This window comes from Streptomyces sp. NPDC047515 (assembly GCF_040643055.1).
Lineage (GTDB): Bacteria > Actinomycetota > Actinomycetes > Streptomycetales > Streptomycetaceae > Streptomyces.
The window spans coordinates 43,739-65,615 of the sequence record NZ_JBEYTM010000001.1 but is presented as its reverse complement, the minus strand read 5'-3'; the positions used below and the strand labels follow the sequence as shown (position 1 = coordinate 65,615).

Sequence of the window (21,877 nt, the reverse complement as noted above, 5' to 3'; positions counted from 1 at the left end):
GGGTCAGATCGCGGCCCCCGCGAGGAGCGGGGCGTCGGCCGACGGATACGGCGACTCCGGCGGCAGGAGTCCTGCCGCGTCGTCGAGCCGCCCGGCCGACACCCGTTCATGGATCCGCCGGGCGAGCGGGGTGACGTCGGTGATGGACACCGTCCACTCGTCCGCGTAACGCCGCGCCGCCTCGCCGGAGAGCCCGAGCTGGAGGGAGCGGTACGGGAGCCGGTCCAGGCGGAGGTCGCGCTCGGGGTCCCACTGGACGCGGGCCGGGCTCCGGCGCAGGCTGTGCTGCCAGGCGACACGGTCGGGGTGAACTTCCCCCGCGTAGTGGGACAGTTCGGATTTGGCCAGGGCCCAGTCGAAGCCCTCACGGATGATCTCGACGGCCAGGACGGTCTCCTGGCCCTCCTTCGTGGCCCAGCCGCAGCGGTACATCATCCACAGGAAGCTCGGCTTGATCCATGTCATGCGGTCGCGCTTCCATACGTCCGGGAAACGCCCGTCGCGCGCGGCAGGACGGCCGATGTGCGGGGCGTACGCCTGGTAGACGGTGATGGTCGTATCCGTGTGCTGGGCGCGGATCTCGTACTGCGGCCTGGTCGGGGCGGTCATGACCCCATCACAGCATCGGCCGGCCGGGTACGGCGAGCGAGTTACCGCGCCGTGCGCGCGGCAGCCGGGCCCCCGTCACCGGGACCTTGGGTGCTCTCGCGCCCCGGCGCGCCCCGCGCGGGCCCGGCCGGGGACCCGCCGCTTACTGCGTCGACACGCACATAAGGAAGTCACCGCGGGACGGGGGCCGCGGTGGCTGTCGCGCGCATGCCCTGGGGCGGTCGCACCCCGCCGAGTGAGCCGCGTCGGCCGGCGGTCGTGTCATCGGCGACGGCTGACATTCGTCATACGGACCTCGGTACACGCGGCTCTGCCGGGCAACGGGGCCCGGCGGCCAGTCTGTACGTATCGAGAGCGGGGCCGCGAAGGCGCCCGCCGATGCGGGAGAGGAACCCGTCATGACCAGCCCGGCCGCCACAGCCACCGCCCCTGTCGCAGACGCTCCGGTCGCCGCCCATTCTGTGAGCTCCTCCGAGGCGCTGCTGGACAGCATGATGCCGCTGCTCGTGGATGTGGGGGTGCCGCTCGTCTCGTACTACGCGTTGAAGGCGGCGGGCACGGGCACGTTCGCCGCGCTGGCCTGGAGCAGCGTGCTGCCGGCCGTGCGCACCGCGTGGGGAGTGGTGCGCAAGCGTCGGCTCAACGGGCCGGCGGCGCTGATGGTGACGGTCAACACGGTCGGGCTGCTGACGAGCCTGGTGGTCGGTGACCCCCGGCTGATGCTCGCCAAGGACAGCGGGGTGAGCAGCATCATCGGGATCGTCGTCCTGGTGACCGCGTTGAAGGGGCAGCCGATGATGAGCGCCGGCATGCGGCCGTGGCTGGTCAAGGGTGACGCGGCCAAGGACGCCGCCTGGCAGCGGCTTTCGGTGGAGTCGGCGGCGTTCCGGCGGGCGGAGGTGCGGTTCTCGGCGGTGTGGGGCGCGGCGCTGCTGGGTGAGTGCGTCGTACGGACCGTGGGCGCGTACACGGTTCCGGTGGACACGATGGTGTGGCTCGGCACGGTGGTCATGGTGGCGACCCTGGTGTTCGCGTTCCTGGTCTCGGGGCGGTTCGGCGCCGTCCCGATGGAGCGGATGATCGACGAGGCGGTCGGCGCCGGGAGGGCCACGGACGTCGCCCGGTGACACGGTGGGACCGAGAGGGGGAGCCGTTTTCGCGGCTTCCCTTTTTCTGTTGTTCCCCGACCGATTTCCAGCCGCTTTCCGGCTGCTTTCCGGCTACGGCGAGCGGGCCCGCCACCGACCGCGAGCCCATCACCGCGAACAGGCCCGCTCCCGCGTGTTCCGGCTCCGGCCATGGCCGTACGAGGCGGCACGATCCGGCGAGGGAGCGACGAACCGGAGCCGGTGCCGCCGAGCCGGTCCGAACTCCCTCGACCGAGCGGGCGACGATTACCTGAGAGGTAATTGAGATGGCCGCGCGCCGGTCATTACGGTCCCTGTATGGGCATGCGTTCCTCCGAAGACGACGGCGTCCTGGGGCTGCTTCTGCGTGACCTGCGGCGCCAGAAATCGCTCAGCAAGCAGATGCTTGCCGAGCGGGCCGGTTTTTCCCTGAACCATCTGAGGCGAATCGAGGCCTGCGAGCAGACTCCCGACGCCGAGACGGTTCTCCACATCGCCCAGGCGCTCGGGCTGCCGCCCGCGCACCGACAGCAACTCGTCGCCCGTGCGACCGCGGCGGGAAGGCTGCGCTGGTACGCCAGCGTCCCTCCGCTGCCGGATGACGTCCGCCCGGTTCTGGAGAAGGTGCTGACCGGTCATGAACCGTATCCGGCCATGGTCACCGACAGTTGCTGGAACATCGTGGCCCTCAACAACACGATGGAAATGCTGATGAGCGATGTGCCGGGCCACCTCCTGGCACCCGCCAATTTCCTCCGCATCATTCTCCACCCGGATGGGCTGGCGCCGCACCTGACCAATCTCGCCCAGGTTCGCTACCACGTCATACGTATGCTCCGACGCTGGAGCGAAATCACCGGGGACGCCCGCCTGTGGGAATTGGAAGCGTCCATAGAAGGCCTTCTGGAGACACGGGACACGGAATTCTCCACCTCCGAGGAATCGGAATTCACCGATTCCCGGGAGGCGGACGCTCTGCTTCTGCCCATCGAACTGAACCGGGAGGGGCACCTCCTGACCTTCTTCCACATCGTCACCTCGTTCGGCGAGCGCCCCGGCACCCTGTTCTCCGATCTCCCCTGCGGCCCGCTGAGCGGCATCGCACTCGAATCGTTCCTTCCGGCGAACACCGAGACCCGGGTCCTCCTCGGCTCGCCCACCCCGGTGTTCTCCGACGCCGGGGGCACGGCCGGCTCCACCCTGCACACACCTCCGGATCAGCAGCACGACAACGAAAGGAAGACCTCATGACGTCGTCCCAGAACGCGGGTACGGTCCCGGCGACGGGCGCCGCCCGTTCCGACAGCCTCCTGCGGTTCGCCCTCGTGGCGGACGTGGTCCTCACCGGTGCGAACGGCATCGGCTACCTCGCACTCGCCACGGTCCTGGACTCGTTCCTGGGCGTGCGCCTCGCGGTGCAGTACCCGGTGGGCGTGTTCCTCACGGTGTACGCCCTGTGGGTGCTGGTCGTCTCCCGCCAGGAGAACATCAGCCGCGGCGCGGTCTCGGTCATCATCACCATGAACGTGGCCTGGGCCGTGCTCAGCGTCGCGACGGTCGCCATGGACTCGCTGAGCGCGACGGGCATCGGCAACGGATGGATCGTGTTCCAGGGCCTGGTGGTGGCGGCCATGGGTGCGCTCCAGTACGCGGGCCTGCGGCGCATGTGAGGGTGTGCCGGGCCGGGGCGGACCGGGTCGGCGCACCATCAGCGGGACGTCAGGGCCATGTCAGGACCCTCTGGCAGACTCTTCACTGTGAACGGGACGGGAGACCGGACCGGGAACACGGAGAGGTGCCCGGAGTGGTTTATCGGGGACCGCGCGCAAGCAAGGTCGGGCCCGCAAAGGTCCACGCAGGTTCGAATCCTGCCCTCTCCGCAGCACGCAGCAATGGATCCGGCCCTGCACTCCACCAGGAGCAGGGCCGGATCTGTCTGACTTCCCGCTGCGCGGCGGCAGACCGCATTACCCGTCTATTCTCGTGGGGCGTGCAGGATGACTTCCAGTGTCACAGCAGACAGCATCGACTTCGACAACACGCTCCGTGCCGTGGCGGAGTTCAGCGACAATCCCAGCGCGTTCCTGGCCCTCAGCAGCGGTAATTCCCGTTTCTCACTGCCGGGTGTGCCCGGAGTGATCGTGTACCGGACCTCCGGTCCCTATCTGGTGCAGTTCGGCGGCCCCTTCTCTCCCCCGGACGCCGCGAGCCGGCTGCTGAAGGGCTTTCTGGAGTTCGCCGCCGCGCAGGATCGTCTGGTCGTGTCGGTCCAGCTCCAGCGGGCGGAGACCGGGCTGTACGCCGAGCACGGCTTCACCGTGAACCAGGTGGGCGCGTCGTACGCCATCGGCCTGGCCGACTTCAGCCTGCGCGGCACACGCTTCATGCAGCTGCGGAACAAGATCGCCCGTTCGTTCCGGGCCGGGCTCACGGTGACGGAGAGCCCCCTGGCGGACTGTGCGGAGGCGGTGGCGGAGGTCGACCGCGCCTGGCTGGGCAGCAAGGGCGAGCACGCCAAGCCGCTGGAGTTCCTGGTGGGTGAACTGGGCGGCGAGGCGCAGGCACTGCGCCGCCTCTTCGTGGGCCGGATCGACGGCAAGCCCGTCGGGTACATCTCCTACTCCCCCGCCCACGGCAGCCGCAGCGGCTGGCTGCACGACCTCAGCCGCCGGCTTCCGGACAAGGTGCCGGGCATCATGGAGGCCATCAACAGGACGGCCATCGACACCTTCGTCTCCGAAGGGGCCGACTGGCTGCACTTCGGGTTCACGCCGTTCACCGGGCTGGACGAGGAGTACGAAGTGCCGGGCGCCAGCAAGGGGTTCGCCTGGTTCATGCGGTGGCTGCTGGCCAATGGCGCGGCCGTGTACCCGGCTCAGACGCAGCTGGCCTACAAGCAGAAGTGGGCGCCGCTGGTACTGCCGGAGTACGTGGCCTTCCAGGGCGAGGCCCGGCTGAGCGGACTCCTGCACATCTTCAAGGCGGCCAACGCCGTCTGAGGCGGTGCCCCATCCGTCCGACCCGAACCGAGACCCGGGAGCTTGCCATGGGACCGACACCGGAGCAGCTGGAAGCCGCCGAGGGCCAGCTGCTGAACACCTTCTTCGGCCTGGCCGGCGCCCCGGACAGCGCCTCCGCCGCCGCCGCGGCGGACCTGGCACTGACGGAGCTGGACGCCCTGCTGGCCACGGCGCCCGAACGGGCCACCGCCTGAAGAACCACGGCGCCCGAACGGGCCGCCGACCGAAGAACCACCGCCGGACGGTCACCCCTCGCCGTCCGCAGGACCCCCTGGACCCACCGTCCCGGGGGTCTTGCGCGCTGTGCGCACCGTGTCCCGCCCGGCACCCGGCCGTGCGGGCACGACGGACAGACACGACAGACAGCGGGCGACGGGCAGGGGGCACGACCGACAACGGGCTCGACGGACAACAGGCAACGGACAGCGGGCGACGGACAACGGACACGGCGAACACGCACATCGAACTGCGGGCATGACGAACAGGGACCCGCCGTATCCGGTCCGGCGGGCCCCTGCGTGATGTACGGGCGTCGGCCCGGGTCGCTCAGTCCTGCGGCGGCAGGCCGTCGACCAGCACGATCTCGTCCGGAACCGGTCCGGCGGGCCGGTGCTCGGCCAGCCAGTCGAGGATGGCCCGGGGGTCGAGGCGCGGCTTGCCGGAATCGGCCGAGGCCACCACCGGCCGGGGATCGTCCGCGTACTCGGGGCGAACCGCCTGTACGGCGTACCGGCCGGTGCCGCGCAGCAGGTCCTCCTCGGCCACGGCGGCCCGGAAGCCGTTCGCGGTCAGCAGGTCCGTCACGAGCTGTACCCGGCCTTCGGTCGGGGTGCCCTTCTCGTCGTGGACCTCCATGCTGATCTGCTGGATCACGGGCCAGTGACGCTCGTCGACGCCCCGCAGGACGTCCAGCTCCGCCCGCTGCACATCGATCTTCAGCAGATCGATGCGCTCCACTCCGGTCTCCTCGATCACATCGGACAGCGCCCTCAGCCGGCAACGCCGTTCGGTGAGTTCGAAGTCCTTGGCGACCAGGGCCTCCACCTGGGCCAGGTGGTCGTCCCGGCCCGAGGCGCCGGCCTCCCGGGTGTTCGCCACGTACTGCTTGATCAGGTCGACCTCGTTGTCCAGGTCCGCGTAGTCACTGCGGCACGACATGATCGAGATGCCCGGATAGAAGTTGAAGACGATCTCCTGCTCCCGGTCGGACAGTCCGAAGGGCAGCAACCGCGCGAAGACTCCGTGCCGCTCGACGTTGCTGCGCAGCACGTCGAAGACGTCGGGCACCGGTTCGTAGGCGAAAACGCTTGCCGAGGGGCAGCGGGCACCGACGAAGAGGCTGAACATTCCGATATTCGCGCCCACGTCGAAGACCACGGCGTCCTCGCGGAGAGTGATGCCGCCCTGCAAGTAGGATTCGGCGGAAAATATCTCGTCGTAGAGAAAGCGCGTTTCGTGCGGATTTATCTCGGCGAGTTCGCTCAGCGGCCCGGCCGGTGAGAGGTCATTCGCGTTGTCCCAGCCCTGGACGCGCGCGGTCAGCCGGCCCGCGGCCGTCCGCTCCAGTCGCGCACGGGCGACGCCGGGGCAGCGCAGAATCAGATCGCGCACATCGTCGAGTTCCGTCGTCGGCGCATCCGGTGAAGTGGACCGGTCGGGCTTCGTCACGAGAAGTTCCTCCGTCATCGACAATCGCTTTCCGGGGTGCGTGGAGCGGGGAGCGGTGTGCCGGGGCGTCGGGTCAGGACGCGACCGCGGTACCGCACAGCGGGGTACGTGCCACCACGAGCCGTTCGGCGCCGCCCAGCGCCGGGTCCTGGTTGAGGATCGCCATCATGCAGCTCTTGACGCTCGGCGAGGGCTCCATCCCGAACTCCTCGACCAGGCGGCTGCGCAACTGGTTGTAGGTCTGTATGGCCTCGGCCTGACGGCCGAGCCGGTAGAGGCACACCATCAACAGCTCGAACAGCCGCTCCCGCCAGGGGGCGAGATAGGCGAGCATCTTCAACTCGCTCACGGCCTGCGCGTATCCGTCGATCGCGATGTCGAGCTGTATCCGCGTTTCCACGGCCGAGAGCCGGTTCTCCTCGAACTGCGCGGCGGCACTCTGGCAGATCGGGCCGCCCGTGACGCCCTCCAGCGGCGCACCGTGCCAGAGCGACAGGGCCCGGTCGAACAGCTCCCTCGCGGCGACCGGATCGTTCCGCGTCAGCCCGCGCGCCTGTTTTGTCAGGGAGCCGAAGAGGTGGACGTCCACCTCCAGCGGATCGATGTCCAGCACGTAGCTGGACGGGCGGGTGATGAGCCGCCGGCCGACGAACTCGTCGCCGAGCTCGGCGCGGAGCACCTTCCGCAGCCGGGCCACCTGGGCCTGTAACGCGTTTCCGGGCTGACTCGGTATTCCTTCCTCCCACAGCTCCTCGAAGAACTGCTCCTTGGTCACCGGCTCACCCGCCTTCAGGAGCAGCAGCGCGAGCAACGTGCACTGACGGGCACCCCGTAAAGCGGTCAGGCCGGTTCCGCTTGATATTCCAACTGAGCCAAGAACCCTGAATGTCACGAATCCCCCCGCGTCCAATCGTCCGTTGACCGTCGGGAAGGGCCGCCACTCGTCGAATGTTTATCGAGCATGCCCCTCGCTCGACCAACTGTGCAGGAGGGCATTTGGCAAAGTCCATTACCCACTCAGTAATTGACGACGCACCGGGGCCGTGATAAAACCCATTCTCGGCGGGATGTGCAAAAAAAGAGCCAAGAATACCTGTGCGTCGGCGGGTACGACCGAGCGTCCGCGTACCATCCGGCACACGGGCCCGGCGGCACCCGGAGCCGCGCGGCGACGCGCGGTCCGGCACCGTCGGACCCGGCCGTGACACTCACGCAGCCTGCGGTTCCGCGCCGTTGCGAGCCTCGTCGCTGACCTGCCCGAGGAAGGCGGCCACCTCGCGGTACGACGCCCAGACCGACACTTCGCGGTACGGGATGGTGTGCTCCGCACAGTAGTCGATGACCATCGGCCGCACATGCCGAAGATTGACACGGGGCATGGCGGGGAACAAATGATGCTCGATCTGGTAATTCAGCCCCCCGTACATGAAGTCGGTCAGCCGGCTGGACCGGATGTTCCGTGACGTCAGCACCTGACGGTGGAGCCAGTCGAGCTGGACATCGCTGCGGTAGACCACCATGCCCTTGTGGTTCGGGGCGAAGACGGCTCCCAGATACAGTCCGAACACCGCCTGGTTGAGGAGCACGAACACCACGCCGGTCAGTGGTGACAGCACGGTGAACACGGCGGCCAGGCAGACCACGGCGTGCGCCCCGATCAGCCCGAGCTCCAGGACGGGGCGGCGCAGCCCGCCCGCGCGCGCGGCCTTGAAGCCGGACGCGTGCAGCCGCCAGGCCTCCTGTCCCAGCAGCACGAAGAACATCACCGACTGGAAGCGGATGACGAACCGCTTGAAGCCGCTCGTCGCCTTCGCCGGCATCTCGTCCACGTCGAAGATGACCTGACGGCGCATCGTGTCCGGGTCGCGGTCGAGGTTGTTGGGGTTGCTGTGGTGCCGGTTGTGGTGGTTGATCCACCAGCCGTACGCGGTGCCCATCAGCAGGTTCATGTGGATGGCACCGAGCACCTCGGAGGGCACCTTGGCCTTGCTGATCTGCTTGTGGCCCGTGTCGTGCGCGATGAAGCCGGTCTGCACGAAGGCCAGTCCCAGCACGACCGCCGTCACCAGCTGCCACCAGGTGTCCCCGAACCAGAACAGGGCCGCCCAGCAGGCCCCGAACAGAACGAGGTTGGAGATTATCTTGAAGGTGAAGTAGTCCTTCCGGGGATCCATCAGCCCGGCCTGCTTGACCTGTTCGGACAGTTCCTCGAAGGAGCCTGTCGGCGAGATGGTCAGCGAGTCCTGTCGGGCAGGCATGAGCGTTCTCCTTCATGTCGAGCCGAATGGCGCCGCGGTCAGGCCGCGGTGAACACGAGCACGGCGTTCTGCCCCCCGAATCCGAAGGAGTTGCTCAGCGCGACTCCGATCGGCAGGGCCCGGGGCGCCTTCGCCACGATGTCGACCTCGATGGCGGGGTCGACGCTGTCGAGGTTGGCGGTGGGCGGCACGGTCCCCTGTTCCAGGGCGAGGACGGTGAGCGCCGCCTCGATGGCGCCCGCGGCGCCGAGCGAGTGCCCGGTCACGCCCTTGGACGAGGTCACCGCGGGACGCGTCCCGAGCACCCGCTTCAGCACCCGGGCCTCGGTGAGGTCGTTGAGCGGGGTCGAGGTGCCGTGCGCGTTCACGTGGTCGACCTCGTCCGGGGCCACCCCCGCGTCGCGCAGTGCCGTGCGGATCGCGCGTTCGGCGCCGCGCCCCTCGGGGTCGGGGGCGGTGGCGTGATGGGCGTCGGCCGACGCCCCGTACCCGCTCAGCCGGGCCCTCACCCGGGCGCCGCGGGCGCGGGCGTCGGCCTCCCGCTCCAGCACCAGCACCCCCGCGCCCTCCGCCGCCACGAATCCGTCCCGGTCGGTGTCGAACGGGCGGGAGGCCGCGGCCGGATCGTCGCTCCGCCTGGAGAGTGCTCCCATCCGGGCGAACCCGGTCAGCACCGTCGGGGTCAGGCTCGCCTCGGTGCCTCCCGTGATCACCACGTCGCAGGTGCCGGACCGCAGCAGGTCCCGCGCCGTGCCGATGGCGGTGGCGCCCGAGGCACAGGCCGTGGCGGTGACCAGGTTGGGACCGAGGGCGCCGAACTCCATGGCCGCGTAACCGGACACCATGTTGACCGCGGACATCGGCACCAGCATCGGCGAGACGGACGCCGCCCCCTGCCGGTCGAGGGTGCGGACCTGCTGCTCGAAGGTGGCGGTGCCGCCGAGCGCGTTGCCGAGGACCACGCCGACCCGGGCCCCGTCCCAGTCGGCGGGGTCGAGCCCGCTCTCGTGGACGGCCTCCGCCGCGGCGATCAGGGCCAGTTGTACGTAGCGGTCGAGCCGCCAGGCCCGCCGCCTGCCGAAGTGGGCCACCGGGTCGAAGTCGGCGGCGCGGCAGCTGAAGTCGACCGGCAGCCCGGACAGACCGGGGTCGCGGACCGCGGTCGGCTCGGCGTCCAGGACCCGCGTCCAGTTCTCCGCCACCCCGATGCCCGCGGGAGTCGCCAGTCCGAGGCCGGTGACCGCGATGTCACGGGCCCCGGCGCTGTCGCGGTCGGAGATCACAGCACGGCGCTCTTGTTGTCGATGAGGGCGATCAGGTCCTTGACCGACGATTCGGCGCCGACCTCCTCGTCGTCGATCTGTATGCCGAACTCACCGCCGGCGACCAGGGCGAATTCGACCAGGGCCAGCGAGTCCAGGTCGAGATCGCGCATCGTGGTGTCTTCGGTGACCTCCTCCGGCTCGACTCCGAACCGGCTGACGAGAACCTCGGTGATCCGGTCGAGAACGCTGGGCATCTCTGTCTCCTTAACGATGTACGCAGGGGGTGGGACGGGACGGGTGGTGGGACGGTGTGCTCGTGCCTGCCGTCAGACGGCGTCCAGCTGCGGCCAGCGCAGCGCGGTGGAGCCCCAGGCGAGGCCGCCACCGAAGGAGGTGAGCACCACGGAGTGGCCGGCGCGCAGGGTGCCGTCGGCCACCGAGTCGGCCAGCAGCAGCGGGACGGACGCCGCCGCGGTGTTGCCGACCCGGTCGATGTTGGACAGGGCGCGTTCGCCCGGCAGCCCGAGCTGTTCGGTGAGGGCGTCGAGAATGCGGGAGTTGGCCTGGTGGGCGGCGAGCCGGTCGAGGTCCCGCACGGTCCAGCCGGCCCGGTCGAGGACCTTGCGCACGGAGCCGGTCATGCGCAGCACCGCGTGCCGGAACACCTGCTTGCCCTGCATGGCGAAGTAGTGGTCACGGGGCCCGGCCGGTACGCCGCCGGCCCGCTGGCGCGAACCTCCGGCCGGTACCTCGATCAGATCGGAGAGGTGCCCGTCGGTGCCCAGGTCGAACCCGCCGAGCGCGCCCGGCTCGTCCGCCTCGCCGCGGCGCAGTACGACGGCTCCGGCACCGTCCCCGAAGATCGGACCGGTGCTGCGGTCCTCGGGATCGAGCAGTGTCGAGTAGGCGTCCGCGCCGATCACCAGGACGTCGTCCGCGGTGCCGGAGGCGATCAGGCCCGCCCCGGTCGCCAGTGCGTAGACGAATCCGGCGCAGACGGCCCCGATGTCGAAGGCCGGGACGCCGTCCAGACCGAGCCGCGCGGCCACCTCCGGGGCGGTCGCCGGGCACGGGCGGTCCGGGGTGGTGGTGGCGAGGACCACCGCGCCGACGGAATCCTGCTGCGCCGACTTCAGGGCCCTGGCCCCGGCCTCGACGGCGAGCGAACCGGTGGACATCCCGGGCTCGATCACATGGCGCTGCCGGATGCCGGTGCGGGTCCGGATCCACTCGTCCGAGGTGTCCAGCCGGGCGGCGAGCTCCTCGTTGGTCACCACCCGGGGCGGCAGCCAGGCGCCGAGCCCGCACAGCACCGCGGCCGGTGCGGTCGGCCGCCCGGCCGCGGCCGGGCCCGTCATGCGAGGGCCTCTTCCAGCCCCATGTACTTCAGGCGCTTGGCCTTCATGTCGTCGGACCACTGGTCGGCGGTGTCCTGCCGCTCCTGCGCGGTGGTGTCGATCAGCCGCCGGCCCGGCCAGATCTCGTAGTCGCCCACCACGTCACCGTGGCGGCGCAGCCCCTCCTGGAACCTCTCCTCGCGCCAGTGCACCATGTCGTGGGTGGGGAGCTCCGCCCACATGTCCATGCCGCGGCGGATGAGTTCGACGACCCGGTCCTTGTCCTGCGGGTGGTCGAGCAGATGACGGCGCGCGATGTCCGCCCCGACCGTCAGATGACGGATCTCGTCGATGCCGGCGCCCTTGTCGATCTCCGCTGCCGCCGGGTCGAGGGGACGCCACTTGCGCTCGCTCAGTTCGGCGGCGGGGGCGAGGGCGCCCTCCAGGATGATGGTCATCATCACCACGCCGCCGATGAAGTCGCGGTCGTCACGCATGATCTCCAGGCTGCGCTGCTCCAGCGGCTTCAGCACGCTGTCCTTGTACGGCGAGGCGAAGGCGTCGACGGCCTCGACCAGCCGCTCGGGGGCGATGCCCAGCGCCAGCAGGTGGTTGCGGAAGACCATGGCGTGCCGGCACTCGTCCAGCACCTGGGTGGCATAGAACTCCATCGTGTCGTTGTCCGGCGCGATCGGGACCAGGTACGACAGCACCCGGGTGGCCTTCTCCTCGGCCAGTGCCCGGAAGGCGTACTCCTGGGTGATGGCCTCGAAGAACGGCCCCTCCAGCATGTACGGGGCCACGGTGAGCGCGGGGTCGTGTCCGTCCGGCCGGCCGCGCAGGGTGCCCTGCGGTACGGCCTGCAGCCAGTAGCGGAGGTTGCAGTCCGCCGCGGTGAGCTCCAGGTCCATGGCCCCTTCGAGCAGTCCGGGGGCCTGGTCCCAGTCCGCCTCGGCGGGAATCTGCGTGGTCATGTGGTTTCCTCCTCGATCCGGATGTGACCGGGGTGAAGATGCCCGGCGAAGTACAGCAGTGGGGCCCCGTCGCCCTCGGTCGCGCAGGCCGTCACGGTGGCCAGTACGACCATGTGGTCCCCGGCCGGAACGCATTCGTGCACCCGGCAGTGCAGCCAGCTCAGGGCGGACCGCAGCCTCGGCACACCGCCCTCGCCCGGCGTCCACTGCACCCCTTGGAACTGGGCGCGTCCCACGCTCTTGGAGCGGCTGGCGAAGTGCCGGGCCAGCGCGGACTGGTGGGCGGCGAGCACATTGACGGTGAAGTCGCGGTGCTGCGCGATGCGCGGGAGCAGCGAACTGTCGTTCTGCAGACAGACGGAGATCAGCGGAGGTTCGTGGGAGACGAAGGAGAACGCGCTGACCGTGCTGCCGTGCACCGCTTCCCCGCTGCCCACGGTCACCACCGACACCCCGGTGGGGAACCTGCGGGCCGCGCTCCACACCGTGGTCTCGACGACCGGCCGGTGCGCCGTGCCGATCGGCGAGCTCATGAGGTGGCGGACTGACGGGCGGGAGCCGGGGCGGGGGCGGAGGCCCGGGGCCTTCCCGTTCCCTGCTCCACGGCCGCTTCCAGCGCGGCGAACTGCGGATGGACGACGGGCTCGAAGCTGACACCGAACGGCTTCAGGAAATTGCCGAACAGGGCCCGGTCGCCGCACAGATGGATGGGGAGGGCGAGCAGCGCCCACTCGTTGCCGATCAGCAGGATCCACAGCAGGGCGACGGCGCCCTGGGTCGCCATGCTGTGCATGGTGTTGTACAGCACGTAGTACGCCTTCGGTATCCGCTTGGTCCTGCTGCGGTGGTAGGCGATGGCGCCAGGGATGTAGCCGATCAGATCGATGTAGACGAAGAGCAGGGCGAAGGGCCACCAGCGGATGTCGCCCAGGTGCCGGAAGAAGAAGTAGAAGCTGACACCGAGGGCGAAGAGGTATTCGAGCCGGATCAGCCGGTAGGTGGTCCTGGTGTCGAAGCGGTTGAGCGCGTCCATCAGGCGCCTCCTCGGGCGGAGAGCGAGTGGGCCGGCTCCGGAGCGGGACCGGGCAGATCGGTGAGCGCCTCGCCGCCCTCCAGCACCGTGATGGAGCCGAAGAGCCCTTCGAGTACGGAGCAGATGGCCCGCTTGATCACGCGTTCGGCGATGGGGTCCATGATTCCCACGAGGCTCTCGATGCCGAAGTCGTAAGTGACCTCGAAGCGGACCTCGATGCCGGAGCCGGCCGGGGTGAGCTGCCAGCTGCCCCGGAATTCCTCGAAGTCGCCGTCGGTCTGGTCGAATTCGATCCTCAGCTTCTCCGGATCGACGATCTCCGCCTCGTTCCAACGCATGATGCCGCGCCGGAAGTTGACCTCCCAGTCGCTGTCACGGGGTGCGTTCGGGGCGGTGGGCTGGTGGGTCTCGACGACGTGGATGTCCTCCGCGATGTCCGCGAAGCGGGTGAAGTCCGCGATGGTCTCGAAGGCCGCCGAGGGATTCTCGGTGTCCAGGGCCACCAGGAGGTGAATGCTTCTCACGGTGATTCTGCTCCAGTTGTCGCAGGGGGAAGGGCGGCCGTACGGTCCGGTAGCTCAGAGCCCGACAGGCTCTCAGGCGATGACGGCGAGGGCGGCCTTCTCGAAGGCGTCGAGGAGGAACTGCACGTCGTCCTGGCTGAGCACCGCCGGTGGGGTCAGTCGCATGACGGTGGAGGAGTTGAGCGAGTGGTTGGCGAGGACGCCGGCGCCGATCAGCTCCAGGAGCAGGTCCCCGGCCAGTCCCGGCACGGTGAACTCCAGGCCGATGAGCAGACCCGCTCCGCGTACTTCGAGCAGCCGGTGGCCGAGCACCTCGCGCGCGATCCGCTCCAGCTCGGTCAGCAGCAGCCGCCCCAGCTCGTCGGACCGTTCGACCAGGGAGTCCTCCTTGATGGCGGCGAGCGCCCCGCGGGCGGCGGCCATCGCGAGCGGGTTGCCGGAGAAGGTCGAGGTGTGGATGAACGGGTCCTTGTCGAAGGGCCGGAACACCTGAGGGGTCGCGACCAGCGCCGAGACCGGCACCACACCGCCGGCCAGCCCCTTGCCCACCAGGAGGATGTCCGGCACGACGCCCTCCCGGTCGGCGCCCCACCAGGTGCCGAGGCGGCCGAGTCCGGTCTGGATCTCGTCGAGCACGAAGAGCGCGTCGTACTCGCGGCAGAGCCGGGCCACGTCCCGCAGATAGCCCTCGGGCGGCACGATCACCCCGGCCTCGCCCTGCACCGGCTCGACGATGACGCAGCCCTCTCCGGGGTAGCGCGCCAGCTCGGCCTCCAGAGCGGCCGCGTCGCCGTACGGCACGTGGGAGACCTGCGGCAGCAACGGCCGGAACGGTTCCTGGAAGACGTCCTTCGCGGTGAGACTGAGGGCGCCCATGGTCTTGCCGTGGTAGCCGAGGTCCATGGAGATCAGCCGGCCGCGGCCCTGGGCGCGCGCCAGCTTGATGGCGCCCTCCACCGCCTCCGCGCCCGAGCCCGCGAAGTGCACCTTCTGCAACCCGGCGGGAACGACGTCGATCAGTGCCTCGGCCGCGTCGACGACGGCGGGTTCGAGGAGCAGCCGGGTGGCGACCGGGTTGGTGTTGAGCTGCCGGGTCACCTCGGCGACGACCCGTGGGTGCCGGGCGCCCATCAGGAAGACGCCGTATCCGCCGCAGTTGAGGATGCGGCTCCCGGACGCGGTGTGGATCCAGGGGCCCTCGGCGGCGACCTCCACATCGCCGCCGAACATCTCGCCGAGCGAGGCGCGGCCCTTGCTCAGGAAGCGGCGGTAGCGGTTGACGAGATCGGCGTACGGGTCCTTGGCGGGCGCCGGCGCGGTGTCGGTGTACGTGGTGGTCATCGTGGACGCTCCCGGTGTCATGCCACGACCAGCGGCTGGCCGGCGTAGTAGTCGAGCAGGCCGTCGACGGTGCTGGTGCGCGACGGCGGGTGGAAGGCGATCGCGTGGGTCGCCGCGGCGAGGTACGCGATGTCGGAGGAGGAGACGAAGGCCATGCCGCCGAGCATCTCCACGGCCTGTGAGGTGATCTCGGCGATCAGCTTCTGCACACCGAACCGGGTGACCAGGGCGGCCGCGAGCCCGTCGTTGTCGGTGTCGCCGTCCATGACGCGCCGGGCCAGTCCCTCGGTGAGCGCGGCCGCGGTCTCGATGCCGACGGCGAGCGCCCCGCGGTCGGCGGCGGCGCCGCGCCCGCGCTTGAGCACCCGGTCGACCAGGGAGCTGGCCATGCCGGTGTAGGCGGCGCACACGATCATCTGGAACCAGATCAGTCCGACCTCCTGGAGCTCGCTGAGCTCCTCGGCCAGTTCGGCCGGCGGCTGGAGGATCTGCCGATCGGTCACGAACACATCGGTCAGACGCACCTCGTTGCTCTCGGTGCCCTGCAGCGCGCTGGTCTTCCAGAAGGGGTGCACGCTGATGCCGGGGGTGTCGGCGGGCAGGATCAGGAAGCCCATGTCGACCGAGCCGTCCGGCCGGCGCATCCCGACGCTCGCGGTGATCAGATCCATGGACTTCGACAGGCTGCACGGCTTCTTGGAGCCGGTCAGCAGATACCCGCCGTCCACCGGCCGGGCCTCCATGGTGGGGCTGAGGATCCCCTGCTCGGTGCGTCCCTCGGCGAAGGCCGAGGCCACCAGCAGGCGTTCCTGGGAGACCCGCTTCAGCAGCAGGTCGTCGAGGTCCGTGCCGTCCGCGAAGGTGTCGGCGACACCGAAGAGCGTGCCGATCGAGAAGTGGTGCATGGCCGTCGCCACGGAGAGGGAGGGGGCCGCGGCGCCCAGGGCGCGCACCACCCGGGCCGCCTGGAGCGCGGTGGCGTCCGCCCCGCCGAACGCGGCGGGCACCAGCAGATTGGATCCGCCGTGGTCACGGAAGATCCCGACGGCGGGGCTGTCACCGGACTCCAGCTCGGCGAAGGGGACTTCGGCCAGCCGGTCCAGCAGGCCGGGCAGCAGCGCGTCACAGGTATCTCGGTCGGCTTGCATGAACTGCATTACTGCTCCTCAGAGTTGTTTACCGGCGTGGTGGTCGGCAGCGGCCCCGGACGCATTCCGGCGAGCTCGGCGTACGCTCCGAACACCGCCTCGCGCGGCCGTACTCCGGTGGCGCGGGAGACACCCTGCAGATGAGTGGTGCGCAGCATCGGGTAGTTGGCCTCGCCGAAGGCGCCGCCAGTGCGACCGGTGCCGCCGTGCGTCGGCAGATAGGGCAGGAAACCGATGTGCGAGTCGTTGACCTTGAGCAGTCCGCCGTTGGACACCTCGTCCACGAAGCGGTCGGCGACGGACTCGTCCTTGGCCCACAGCGAGTTGCGGAGCCCGTACGGGTTGCTGTTGACATAGGCGAGCATCCGGTCGAGCAGTTCGCCGTCGGGGGCCTGCTCGGGCACGATGACCGGCAGCAGCGGGAAGAACGTCTCCTCGGCGACCGCCTCGATGTCCCGGCAGTGTTCGAGGCCGTCCACCCGCAGGACCGTCGGCTCCAGGAAGAGGCCCGTGTCGGAGGGTGTGCCGTCGGTCTCCATCCGGCGGGCGCCGTGGACCAGGGTGGCGCCCTTGTCCAGGGCGTCCTGGACGTAGGCGTAGAAGCGCTCGCTGCGCAGTACGGGGGAGAGCAGCGCGCCGGGGTCCTCGGGCAGTCCCGGGCGGATCAGTGACGCGGTCAGCCGCAGGCGTTCCAGCAACTGCTCGGCGACGGCGGGGTGCACGATCACCTGGTTGGGCACCATGCAGATCTGCCCCGAGCCGAAGAAGCACTCGACGAGTGCCTCGCAGGCGGCCTCCAGATCGGCGTCGTGCCAGATCAGCACGGCGTCGTTGCCCGCGAGTTCGAGGACGGGCTTCTTGCCGTGCGCGACGCAGTCCCGCTCCAGCTCCAGGCCGGTGGTCACGCCCCCGGTGTAGAAGATGTCGTTGATGTGCGGGCTCTCCAGCCAGCTCTTGATGGCAGGTCCGGGGCGGGAGCAGAAGACATTGAGCGTGCCCGGGGGAGCGCCGATGTCGTCGAGCGCCGGGGCGACCAGCTCACGCATCGCGTACATGACGCCGAGCGGTGCGCTGCGCGGGGCCCGTACGACCACGGCGTTGCCGGCGATCAGCGGGGTGATCCCGAACAGGGCACTGCTGGCGGGAGCGTTCTGCGGCGGGTTGACGGCGACCACGCCGTCCGCCACCCGCCGTACGGTCATCCGCCGGCCGGCGTGCTCGATGCTCTGCTCCATCTGCCGGGCGCACCAGCCGAGGGTCTCCTCGCTGAAGATCTCCAGCAGTCCGGCCACCTGCCATTCGGCGAGCGCCCTGGGGTTTCCTTCGGCGATGAGCAGGTCGACGAACTCCAGGTGGCGGCGGAGCAGCCGTTCGCGGATTCCCCGGCCCAGCGCGAGACGCTGTTCCAGCGGAAACCGGGCCCATACCGGAGCCGCCGCGGCCGCTTCGCGGGACGCCTCCTCGACCGTGCGGTCGTCGGCCAGCGCGCAGCGTCCCACGACAAAGTCCGCCGCGTCCGCGGGATCGGCTTTACCACGTTCCAGTTTCCGCTTGAGTGTCAGGCTCCTGAACACATCGTCAAGAATCGACGACGTCTTCACCGTGTAGACGTGTCTTTCTGCCGGCACCTCATGTCCGGCGATATACGAGTCGTAGCTGAGGAACACGGGTCGGGACGGCCGCGAACCACTCGTGGCGACTTGCCCGAAGGTCCCTGTGGGAGATTCCACGATTCGACGTCTTCCTTCCGAGGTGCTGGACGCTGGACGCTGCGGAGACAAAGGCTGCGGAAACACGGAAGTGGCCGAAAGCTGCGCGACTCGGCACGTCGGCGATTCTGGCAGGGCGCACTGATACGGCCCTGACGGTCGACTGACCCATCCGGATAGTGGACGGGCACGAGGCCACACGTCCGAGATCAGGACAGTCCGGATTCTTATCGTCGATTCGCTGTTTATTTACGAGGAGACCAACACCGGGGCAGGGGCTTAAAAGCCCTGCGGCCATGGGCGAATCATTCCGGCCAAAGTTTATTACAGCTCACGGCCGGGCCAGGAAGGGTGAAGTCCACCTGCCACCATGGACTAATGCGCGGACACACGATGCCCAGCGGACACACGAAGCCCAATCGAATCGGCCCCATGCTCCGGGAGTGGCGCCACCGACGCAATCTGAGCCAAATGGCACTCGCCTTGATGGCGGAGACATCCAGCCGTCATCTGAGCTTCATAGAGACCGGGCGCGCCAGGCCGAGTCGCGAACTGCTCCTGCGGCTCTGCGACCAGTTGGACGTGCCCGTGCGTCAGCGCAATCGTTTGATCATGGCCGCCGGATATGCGCCGGCCTATGAGGAGACTCCCATCGGCGAGTCCCACATGGATCGAGCCAATGAGGCCGTCGAGCGGCTCCTCACCGGCCACGAGCCGTACCCCGCCCTGGTCTTCGACACCTTCTCGGATCTGTGCCGCGCCAACAGATCGGCGATGGCGCTGCTGGACGGTGTGGCGGAGGAGTTGCTGCTGCCGCCCGTCAACGTCGTGCGGCTCGGGCTGCATCCGATGGGTATGGCACGGCGGATCACCAACTTCGCCGAGTGGCGCCGGCATCTGCTCTCCCGGCTGCGGCGCGATGCCGCGTTCACCAACGACGAGCGGCTCGACTCCCTGTACGAGGAGGTTCGCGCCTACCGTTACCCGTCGGGTCTGCTGGAGTCCGAGTCGAGCTCCCCCGACCCGGCGGACGCCCACCACATCGCGATTCCGCTGCACATCCGCGCGCTCGGGACCGAGTTGAGTTTCTTCAGTGCCGTGACCGCCTTCGTGGCGCCTGTCGACATCGTGCTGGCGGAGCTGACCATCGAGACTTTCTATCCCGCCGACACGCACACGGCCGCCACGCTCCACTCCCACCGCTGGAGCGAGCATCTGCGCGCCGCGGTTCCGGAGGGCTCCCCCCTGCTGCCGACCGGCCGCTGAGCGCACCGGCGACTGCGGGTGCGCTCAGCGGGTCCGGGTGCGGATGCGGGTGCGCATACACGAATCGGACGGCTTCGCCGGTACGGGCTTTCCCGGCAGCAGTTGGATGGCGACGACCAGGACGAGCGCGAGGGCGGCCAGGTAGACCAGCCCGGCGTCCAGCCCGTCCGCGGCGCTCGCCGGGGCGGCGTCGACGCTGCCGTAGTAGATGATGCCGATCAGCGCGACGCCCAGCGCGTTGCCCACCTGCATCATCGTGGTCAGGGCCCCCGAGGCCGCACCGGCCAGACGGGGCGGAATACCGGCCAGGACCGTCGAGTTGAGCGGCGCCATCACCATTCCCATCCCTGCTCCGTCGAGCAGCAGGGCCGGGGCGAGCAGCCAGATGTTCCCCTCGACGCCGATGCGGGAGACCGTGAGGAAGAGCAGCAGTTGGCCGACCGCGATGAACACTCCGCCGAGGGCCAGGGCCTGTCGCCCCAGCCACGCGCCGAGCCGCCGCCCGGAGACGGACGTGACGAAGAACCCGACGCCCATGACCGTGAAGGTGAGACCGGAGTCCAGTGCGCTCAGTCCGCGGCCCTGCTGCAGATACAGCGCGAGGACGAGGAAGAACGAGGCCATCCCCGAGTAGAAGACGATCACCGCGAACAGTCCGACGGTGAACGCACGCTGGCGGAAGAGCCCCGGATCGAGCAGCGGTGAGCCACCGCTCGCCGACAGCCGTCGCTGATGCAGCAGGAAGGCTCCGAGGAACGGCACGGCGAGGACCAGGCACACCCAGGTCCAGGCCGGCCAGCCCGCCTCCCGGCCTTCGACCAGCGGCAGCACCACGGCCACCAGCCCCAGGGTGACCAGCAGCATCCCGGGGATGTCGAGCCGGCCGGCCCCCTCGGCACGTGACTCCGGGATCAGCTTCGGGGTCAGCAGCAGAGCGGCGGCGCCGATCGGCACATTGATCAGGAAGCAGCTGCGCCAGCCCAGCCCGGCGACATCGGCCTGGATCAGCGCCCCGCCTATCAGCTGGCCGCCGACCGAGGCCGAGGCCAGGACCAGGCCGTACGCCGTGAACGCCCGAGCGCGGGAGGCACCGGTGTACGTGACCCCGAGAATGGTCAGCACCTGCGGCGAGAGCACCGCGGCCCCGATGCCCTGGGCGACCCTGGCGAGCACCAGCACCGAGGCGTCGGGCGCGATCCCGCACACCAGCGAGGCCGCCGTGAACAGCAGCAGCCCGATGACGTACAGCCGGCGTCGGCCGAAGATGTCGCCCAGCCGTCCCGCCGTGATCAGGCCACAGGCGTACGCCAGCCCGTATCCGGCCACGATCAGCTGGACCTGGGCCGTACTCGCACCGAGTTCGCTCTGCACCGCGGGGATCGCGACGTTCACGATGAAGAAGTCGAGTACGACCATGAAGGTGCCGGCCAGGATCACCGGCAAGGCCAGGGAGCCGGTTCCCTCCGCGGTGGCGCGGCCCGCTTTCGGTGGTGCGGTGTTGACGTCGTTCACAGCGCTCTTCCCCACGCTCGAACCAGTACGAGTTCCGCCACCTTCCGCGCGCGGTGGAGAGGGTGTCGATTACCTGGCAGGTAATTGTCCGGCCCCTGCCCGCTGCCTAGCGTCGAGTGGTACGGACACGAGGCGGCGGTGGCGGCAAGGTCCCCGTCCGTCGCGGCGCAAGCGCGGGAGGGGCAGATGGTCCAGGAGAACGCGGGGCTCGGCGCCGCTTGGTTCCACACCGGCCGGGCACGGCCCGACGCGGCGTGCCGGCTGTACGTGTTCCACCACGCGGGCGGGTCGGCCGCGACGTACGCCCGCTGGGCGCAGATGCTGCCCGACGACGTGGAGGTCGCGGCGGTCCAGCTGCCCGGCCGGCAGAACCGCCGCGCCACCCCCGCGTTCACCGATCTGGACGACCTCGTCGAGGCCGTGTACGAGGCCCTGGAGGACGACCTCGACGGACGTCGCTTCGCGTTCTTCGGGCACAGCATGGGCGCGCTGATCGCCTATCGGTTGACCCTCGCCCTGCAGAAGGACGGTGCCCCCGCTCCCGCTCTGCTCGCGGTCTCCGGATGGGAGGGGGGCGCGCACCGGCCGAGCCCGGTGCCCGTCGCCCAGCTCTCCGACGAGGAATTCCTGTCCCGTGTGGGGGAGTTCGGGGGCCTGCCGCCGGAGGTCACCGGCAACCGCGAGCTGCTCGACCTCGTACTCCCCACGCTGCGCGCCGATTTCACCGTGGTCAACGGATACACGGACGACCGTGCGCGGGTCGACTGCCCGGTGGTGGCCTACGGCGGGGCCTCGGACCCGCTTCTGGGCGGGGGCGCCATGGGCGCGTGGGCCGACCGGGCGGACGCGTTCCTGGGGCTCAACGAGCTGCCGGGCGGTCACTTCTACATCTACGAGCAGGCCATGGCGGTGGGCGCGGATCTGGCGCGCCGGCTGCGCCGCGGCGCGGCGGGCCCGCGCCGGGGCTGACACCGGCACTGGCTTCGGCTCTCGCACCGGCTTCGGTGCCGAGGCCGGTGCAGGAGCCGACGCCGGGGCCGAAGCTGGTTTCGGTTTCGGTTTCGGCACCGGTACCGGTACCACCGT

22 protein-coding genes and 1 tRNA gene are annotated in these 21,877 nt (G+C 69.7%); 8 read left to right on the top strand and 15 right to left on the bottom strand.

Annotation, left to right across the window (positions count from 1 at the left end; translation table 11 throughout):
* Positions 1 to 3 precede the first annotated feature (3 nt).
* On the bottom strand, positions 4 to 609 hold the full coding sequence (locus ABZ826_RS00300; RefSeq protein ID WP_361439816.1) for a DUF4291 domain-containing protein: 606 nt from the start codon (positions 607 to 609) through the stop codon (positions 4 to 6).
* A 398-nt stretch (positions 610 to 1,007) separates the two neighbouring features.
* On the opposite strand from ABZ826_RS00300, the gene ABZ826_RS00295 reads away from it, so the two are divergent.
* The 6 genes from ABZ826_RS00295 to ABZ826_RS00270 all read left to right on the top strand — a co-directional run bounded on the left by ABZ826_RS00295 (position 1,008) and on the right by ABZ826_RS00270 (position 4,950).
* Positions 1,008 to 1,736 (top strand): VC0807 family protein, encoded by a 729-nt coding sequence (locus ABZ826_RS00295; protein ID WP_361439813.1) that lies wholly within the window; start codon positions 1,008 to 1,010, stop codon positions 1,734 to 1,736.
* Between the two features lie 318 nt (positions 1,737 to 2,054).
* Positions 2,055 to 2,987, top strand: coding sequence for a helix-turn-helix domain-containing protein (locus tag ABZ826_RS00290; RefSeq protein ID WP_361439810.1), 933 nt, complete (start codon positions 2,055 to 2,057; stop codon positions 2,985 to 2,987).
* Positions 2,984 to 3,406, top strand: coding sequence for a hypothetical protein (locus tag ABZ826_RS00285; RefSeq protein WP_361439807.1), 423 nt, complete (start codon positions 2,984 to 2,986; stop codon positions 3,404 to 3,406). The genes ABZ826_RS00290 and ABZ826_RS00285 overlap by 4 nt, the downstream gene beginning before the upstream one ends.
* 119 nt (positions 3,407 to 3,525) lie before the next feature.
* A tRNA-OTHER gene (locus ABZ826_RS00280) sits at positions 3,526 to 3,616 on the top strand.
* A 117-nt stretch (positions 3,617 to 3,733) separates the two neighbouring features.
* A complete protein-coding gene (locus ABZ826_RS00275; RefSeq protein WP_361439804.1) occupies positions 3,734 to 4,735 on the top strand; it encodes a DUF2156 domain-containing protein in 1,002 nt (333 codons plus the stop codon).
* 47 nt (positions 4,736 to 4,782) lie between these two features.
* Complete coding sequence (locus ABZ826_RS00270; RefSeq protein ID WP_361439801.1) at positions 4,783 to 4,950, top strand: ABC transporter ATP-binding protein; 168 nt, start codon at positions 4,783 to 4,785, stop codon at positions 4,948 to 4,950.
* A 352-nt stretch (positions 4,951 to 5,302) separates the two neighbouring features.
* Here the strand turns inward: ABZ826_RS00270 and ABZ826_RS00265 are convergent, their stop codons facing one another.
* The 13 genes from ABZ826_RS00265 to ABZ826_RS00205 all read right to left on the bottom strand — a co-directional run bounded on the left by ABZ826_RS00265 (position 5,303) and on the right by ABZ826_RS00205 (position 17,932).
* Positions 5,303 to 6,424 (bottom strand): FkbM family methyltransferase, encoded by a 1,122-nt coding sequence (locus ABZ826_RS00265; protein WP_361439798.1) that lies wholly within the window; start codon positions 6,422 to 6,424, stop codon positions 5,303 to 5,305.
* A gap of 73 nt (positions 6,425 to 6,497) precedes the next feature.
* The gene (locus ABZ826_RS00260) at positions 6,498 to 7,316 is read right to left on the bottom strand and encodes an AfsR/SARP family transcriptional regulator (protein WP_361439795.1); all 819 of its coding nucleotides are present in this window, start codon (positions 7,314 to 7,316) and stop codon (positions 6,498 to 6,500) included.
* Positions 7,317 to 7,632: 316 nt separating this feature from the next.
* Positions 7,633 to 8,682, bottom strand: coding sequence for an acyl-CoA desaturase (locus ABZ826_RS00255; RefSeq protein ID WP_361439792.1), 1,050 nt, complete (start codon positions 8,680 to 8,682; stop codon positions 7,633 to 7,635).
* Between the two features lie 38 nt (positions 8,683 to 8,720).
* Positions 8,721 to 9,965, bottom strand: a complete 1,245-nt coding sequence (locus tag ABZ826_RS00250) for a beta-ketoacyl-[acyl-carrier-protein] synthase family protein (RefSeq protein ID WP_361439789.1) — start codon at positions 9,963 to 9,965, stop codon at positions 8,721 to 8,723.
* Positions 9,962 to 10,201 carry an acyl carrier protein gene (locus tag ABZ826_RS00245; RefSeq protein ID WP_361439786.1) on the bottom strand — a complete coding sequence of 80 codons (240 nt, stop codon included), beginning with the start codon at positions 10,199 to 10,201 and terminating at the stop codon, positions 9,962 to 9,964. The genes ABZ826_RS00250 and ABZ826_RS00245 overlap by 4 nt, the downstream gene beginning before the upstream one ends.
* Positions 10,202 to 10,273: 72 nt before the next feature.
* The gene (locus ABZ826_RS00240) at positions 10,274 to 11,305 is read right to left on the bottom strand and encodes a beta-ketoacyl-ACP synthase III (protein ID WP_361439783.1); all 1,032 of its coding nucleotides are present in this window, start codon (positions 11,303 to 11,305) and stop codon (positions 10,274 to 10,276) included.
* Entirely contained in the window at positions 11,302 to 12,258 is a 957-nt protein-coding gene (locus tag ABZ826_RS00235; protein ID WP_361439780.1) for a VlmB-like protein, read from the bottom strand. The genes ABZ826_RS00240 and ABZ826_RS00235 overlap by 4 nt, the downstream gene beginning before the upstream one ends.
* Positions 12,255 to 12,791: a flavin reductase family protein gene (locus tag ABZ826_RS00230; protein ID WP_361439777.1), complete on the bottom strand. Its 537-nt coding sequence runs from the start codon at positions 12,789 to 12,791 to the stop codon at positions 12,255 to 12,257. The genes ABZ826_RS00235 and ABZ826_RS00230 overlap by 4 nt, the downstream gene beginning before the upstream one ends.
* Entirely contained in the window at positions 12,788 to 13,291 is a 504-nt protein-coding gene (locus ABZ826_RS00225) for a hypothetical protein (protein WP_361439774.1), read from the bottom strand. The genes ABZ826_RS00230 and ABZ826_RS00225 overlap by 4 nt, the downstream gene beginning before the upstream one ends.
* Positions 13,291 to 13,815 (bottom strand): SRPBCC family protein, encoded by a 525-nt coding sequence (locus ABZ826_RS00220; RefSeq protein ID WP_361439771.1) that lies wholly within the window; start codon positions 13,813 to 13,815, stop codon positions 13,291 to 13,293. The genes ABZ826_RS00225 and ABZ826_RS00220 overlap by 1 nt, the downstream gene beginning before the upstream one ends.
* 72 nt (positions 13,816 to 13,887) lie before the next feature.
* Entirely contained in the window at positions 13,888 to 15,156 is a 1,269-nt protein-coding gene (locus ABZ826_RS00215) for an aminotransferase class III-fold pyridoxal phosphate-dependent enzyme (protein ID WP_361439768.1), read from the bottom strand.
* Positions 15,157 to 15,173: 17 nt separating this feature from the next.
* Positions 15,174 to 16,313, bottom strand: a complete 1,140-nt coding sequence (locus tag ABZ826_RS00210) for an acyl-CoA dehydrogenase family protein (protein WP_361439765.1) — start codon at positions 16,311 to 16,313, stop codon at positions 15,174 to 15,176.
* Positions 16,313 to 17,932 (bottom strand): aldehyde dehydrogenase family protein, encoded by a 1,620-nt coding sequence (locus ABZ826_RS00205; RefSeq protein WP_361439762.1) that lies wholly within the window; start codon positions 17,930 to 17,932, stop codon positions 16,313 to 16,315. Before ABZ826_RS00205 ends, ABZ826_RS00210 begins: the two co-directional genes overlap by 1 nt.
* Before the next feature lie 459 nt (positions 17,933 to 18,391).
* Here ABZ826_RS00205 and ABZ826_RS00200 point away from each other — a divergent pair, with 459 nt between their 5' ends.
* Complete coding sequence (locus ABZ826_RS00200) at positions 18,392 to 19,279, top strand: helix-turn-helix transcriptional regulator (RefSeq protein ID WP_361439759.1); 888 nt, start codon at positions 18,392 to 18,394, stop codon at positions 19,277 to 19,279.
* Between the two features lie 24 nt (positions 19,280 to 19,303).
* Here the strand turns inward: ABZ826_RS00200 and ABZ826_RS00195 are convergent, their stop codons facing one another.
* The gene (locus tag ABZ826_RS00195) at positions 19,304 to 20,806 is read right to left on the bottom strand and encodes an MFS transporter (protein WP_361439756.1); all 1,503 of its coding nucleotides are present in this window, start codon (positions 20,804 to 20,806) and stop codon (positions 19,304 to 19,306) included.
* A gap of 171 nt (positions 20,807 to 20,977) precedes the next feature.
* On the opposite strand from ABZ826_RS00195, the gene ABZ826_RS00190 reads away from it, so the two are divergent.
* Entirely contained in the window at positions 20,978 to 21,760 is a 783-nt protein-coding gene (locus ABZ826_RS00190; RefSeq protein ID WP_361439753.1) for an alpha/beta fold hydrolase, read from the top strand.
* The last annotated feature ends 117 nt before the right edge of the window (positions 21,761 to 21,877 follow it).

Coding starts and splice junctions, on each gene's coding strand:
- ABZ826_RS00300 (WP_361439816.1), bottom strand. CDS start 609: ATGACCGCCCCGACCAGGCCGCAGTACGAGATCCGCGCCCAGCACACG.
- ABZ826_RS00295 (WP_361439813.1), top strand. CDS start 1,008: ATGACCAGCCCGGCCGCCACAGCCACCGCCCCTGTCGCAGACGCTCCG.
- ABZ826_RS00290 (WP_361439810.1), top strand. CDS start 2,055: ATGGGCATGCGTTCCTCCGAAGACGACGGCGTCCTGGGGCTGCTTCTG.
- ABZ826_RS00285 (WP_361439807.1), top strand. CDS start 2,984: ATGACGTCGTCCCAGAACGCGGGTACGGTCCCGGCGACGGGCGCCGCC.
- ABZ826_RS00275 (WP_361439804.1), top strand. CDS start 3,734: ATGACTTCCAGTGTCACAGCAGACAGCATCGACTTCGACAACACGCTC.
- ABZ826_RS00270 (WP_361439801.1), top strand. CDS start 4,783: ATGGGACCGACACCGGAGCAGCTGGAAGCCGCCGAGGGCCAGCTGCTG.
- ABZ826_RS00255 (WP_361439792.1), bottom strand. CDS start 8,682: ATGCCTGCCCGACAGGACTCGCTGACCATCTCGCCGACAGGCTCCTTC.
- ABZ826_RS00245 (WP_361439786.1), bottom strand. CDS start 10,201: ATGCCCAGCGTTCTCGACCGGATCACCGAGGTTCTCGTCAGCCGGTTC.
- ABZ826_RS00240 (WP_361439783.1), bottom strand. CDS start 11,305: ATGACGGGCCCGGCCGCGGCCGGGCGGCCGACCGCACCGGCCGCGGTG.
- ABZ826_RS00235 (WP_361439780.1), bottom strand. CDS start 12,258: ATGACCACGCAGATTCCCGCCGAGGCGGACTGGGACCAGGCCCCCGGA.
- ABZ826_RS00230 (WP_361439777.1), bottom strand. CDS start 12,791: ATGAGCTCGCCGATCGGCACGGCGCACCGGCCGGTCGTCGAGACCACG.
- ABZ826_RS00225 (WP_361439774.1), bottom strand. CDS start 13,291: ATGGACGCGCTCAACCGCTTCGACACCAGGACCACCTACCGGCTGATC.
- ABZ826_RS00215 (WP_361439768.1), bottom strand. CDS start 15,156: ATGACCACCACGTACACCGACACCGCGCCGGCGCCCGCCAAGGACCCG.
- ABZ826_RS00210 (WP_361439765.1), bottom strand. CDS start 16,313: ATGCAGTTCATGCAAGCCGACCGAGATACCTGTGACGCGCTGCTGCCC.
- ABZ826_RS00200 (WP_361439759.1), top strand. CDS start 18,392: ATGCGCGGACACACGATGCCCAGCGGACACACGAAGCCCAATCGAATC.
- ABZ826_RS00190 (WP_361439753.1), top strand. CDS start 20,978: ATGGTCCAGGAGAACGCGGGGCTCGGCGCCGCTTGGTTCCACACCGGC.